We start from the raw sequence: 2,643 nt of genomic DNA on the forward strand, positions 1-2,643 counted from the left end.
TTGGTTCGATGTCGAGGCCACAGGCTATTTGGGCAACGCGGGACGCAGCGCGCTGCGTCTGGCGACGAGTTACGACTTGCTGATCACCCAGCGCGTCGTACTGCAGCCGCGCGTTGAAGCCAACCTGTATGGCAAGGATGATCCGGCGCGTCAAATCGGCAGTGGGCTGTCCGATGCGACCGCCGGGTTGCGCCTGCGCTACGAGTTCACGCGCCAGTTCGCGCCCTATGTCGGCGTGGAATGGAGCGGGAAATTTGGCCGCAGCGCGGACTACGCGCGCATTGCGGGCGAAAAGACACGCCAGACGGCCATCGTCGCTGGCTTGCATTTCTGGTTCTGACCCGTTGGTTTTCAACGGATTCGCTGTTGTACTTTTAAGGCTGACGAAAGGATACCCATATGAAGATGAAGAAAATCCGACTGTCCATGCTTCTGCTTGGCGCATGGCCCGTATTTGCGCTTGCCGCCGCGAATGCGTCCGGAGTCGAGAATCCGTCACACGAGGCCACGCCGAAGCGTGGCGCAAGCGTGTCCTCTGAGGCTGCCGCAATGCCTGGTGCCATGAAGGGCATGAATATGCAAGGTATGAACATGCAGGGCATGGGCATGTCAGGGGTTGCCGCAAATGCGGCCTCTGCCCCCCACGCATCGGTTCATGCCGACGCGGACGCCGACGCATCTTCCATCGGCAATCCTGGTCAAGCAACGGCCGCCACCAAAAACGTGGACATCACGATGGACGACTCGATGCGTTTTACGCCGGATGTCATCCATGTGCAGCCGGGACAAACGATTCGGTTTGTTTTGATCAACCGTGGCCAAATCAAGCACGAGATGACGATCGGGAGCATGGCCGAGCTCAAGGAGCACGAAAAGATGATGGCGGCTATGCCCGATATGACCGATGGGGCCGAGCCCAATATGGTCGCCGTACCGCCTGGAAGCAAGGGTGAGCTGATCTGGCGCTTTGGCAAGCCCGGGACCGTCGACTTCGCCTGCACGATGCCCAGGCATATGGAAGCTGGCATGGTCGGCAAGATTCTGGTGGAGTGAGCGCTCCACATGAAGTGGCAGGGGTGGCACCCGGCAACAGCGGCTTGGCGTTCTCAAAAATCTTGCTTGAGTGTCGCCTTCTACCGCTTCGCGCCGCGCCTCCCGCCGCCAAGCAGGGCCGATTGCCCGCGAAAATCGCCTCCATTTCGACGCCGCGGGCCGGATGCCTCCGTCCGGCACCTCAGCCTGCAAGGGATGATGGGCCAGTTCGCCGTGGCCTGATCAGGGACTGTTCAGCGCATCAGGGCCTCGATGACCTGCCGAATCGCAGGGCTGTCGTAATCCCGCCCGCCGACGGCCTGCCGGACGATCATGCCATTCTTGTCGACCAGATAGGTCGTCGGAATGCCCATCACACCGAAGGCATGCGCCGCCTCGCTGTGCTGGTCCAGCAACACCGGGAAGGTGGGTGATGGATTGAGCTGGCCCATGTAGGCGAAAACGTTGTTCAGGGTCTCGCCCTGGTCCAGCGCCAGCACCTCGAAGGGGCGGCCCTTCATCGCCAGGTAAAGCCTTTCGATGGACGGCATTTCCTGCCGGCACGGAGGGCACCAGGTGGCCCAGAAGTTGACCAGCACCACCTTGCCGCGGTAATCGGCCAGGCGGTGGGTCTTGCCGTTGATGTCCTGCAAGCTGAATGCCGGCGCCGGGCGTGGCGGCTCCACCACCGCGAGCGCGTGGTCCTGCGCCGGGTCGGCGGCGCGTGCGGCGCGCGCCGCGCCAACGGCCAGCAGCCCGGCGCCGCCGAGCCAGGACAGCACCTGGCGGCGCTCAGGGTTGATCAGGCGTGGCCCCCGCGCATTGCGGTCCGGCCAATGTGGCTTGGTGTTGCGTTCCATGCTCTCTCCAGAAAAAAATCAGTTTGAACCGCGCGCCGCGCGGCAAGTCGACGGTGGTGAACCCCTGGGCCCAATCCCCGGGCTGCAGGGTTTGCTGCGCCGGCAGGACCGACCAGTCCGAACGCACGCCCAGTGGCTGCCAGCGGTGCAGCCACTGGGTTTTGGTGATCAGCGGGTGCCCCTTGCCATCCGGGGTCACGGCCTTCCAGGCGGCCACGTCATAGGTGATAGGAACCTTGGCGTTGTTCCGGATCGAGGTTCCGAACACGCAGACCCGGGCAATGGCATCGATGGCCTTGGATGGATAGCCCATGTTCTCGTAGAAGGCGCGCACACTGTCTGGGCTGAGCTGGATCAACTGCACGGTGAAAGCGTGCCTGGCGTTCGTCCACGACGGTTGCGCCGCACTCGCCGCTGCGGCCGGGGCGGCATCCGCAGCCAAGGCGCCGGGCGGAAGCACGGCACAGGCAAGTACGACGAGCAAGGGAAAAACACGACCATCCATCGTTCAACTCCGTAAGAAAAACGCGAGCGGGGCCCGCTCTACGGGCGGAAAAGCGCTGAAGCGATGAGATTATTGGGTCGTCGCAACGATCGTTGCCGGTGGAAGGCATAGCCCTTTGTCGGCGCAAGCCTGGATTTGCACCTGTATGCGGACATCGCGCAGCCTTGACAGACCTGGCAGAGCGATGCGTGTACCGTTCTCGTAGACCCGTATGGTCTTGCCGTTGATATGTAGGCCGATGTCTTG

Annotated in this window: 5 protein-coding genes; 2 read left to right on the plus strand and 3 right to left on the minus strand. The window is 62.7% G+C overall.

All coding sequences use genetic code 11. From position 1 onward, the window contains the following. Together B7X30_RS15340 and B7X30_RS15345 are read left to right on the plus strand one after the other, a co-directional pair. Window positions 1-340 (plus strand): copper resistance protein B (locus B7X30_RS15340; RefSeq protein WP_286731788.1); only part of this gene is annotated, 340 nt, incomplete at its 5' end. A 59-nt stretch (window positions 341-399) separates the two neighbouring features. Beyond that, window positions 400-1,053 carry a cupredoxin domain-containing protein gene (locus B7X30_RS15345; RefSeq protein WP_245610082.1) on the plus strand — a complete coding sequence of 218 codons (654 nt, stop codon included), beginning with the start codon at window positions 400-402 and terminating at the stop codon, window positions 1,051-1,053. 233 nt (window positions 1,054-1,286) lie between these two features. Here B7X30_RS15345 and B7X30_RS15350 read toward each other — a convergent pair whose 3' ends face one another. The 3 genes from B7X30_RS15350 to B7X30_RS15360 all read right to left on the minus strand — a co-directional run bounded on the left by B7X30_RS15350 (window position 1,287) and on the right by B7X30_RS15360 (window position 2,637). Further along, the gene (locus tag B7X30_RS15350) at window positions 1,287-1,892 is read right to left on the minus strand and encodes a TlpA family protein disulfide reductase (protein WP_082454475.1); all 606 of its coding nucleotides are present in this window, start codon (window positions 1,890-1,892) and stop codon (window positions 1,287-1,289) included. Continuing rightward, a complete protein-coding gene (locus tag B7X30_RS15355) occupies window positions 1,825-2,397 on the minus strand; it encodes a hypothetical protein (protein WP_055451818.1) in 573 nt (190 codons plus the stop codon). Before B7X30_RS15355 ends, B7X30_RS15350 begins: the two co-directional genes overlap by 68 nt. Window positions 2,398-2,466: 69 nt before the next feature. After that, window positions 2,467-2,637, minus strand: coding sequence for a protein-disulfide reductase DsbD domain-containing protein (locus B7X30_RS15360; protein ID WP_353681928.1), 171 nt, complete (start codon window positions 2,635-2,637; stop codon window positions 2,467-2,469). Window positions 2,638-2,643 lie beyond the last annotated feature (6 nt).

This window comes from Thiomonas sp. 13-64-67, from assembly GCF_002282795.1.
Taxonomy (GTDB): domain Bacteria; phylum Pseudomonadota; class Gammaproteobacteria; order Burkholderiales; family Burkholderiaceae_C; genus Thiomonas; species Thiomonas arsenitoxydans.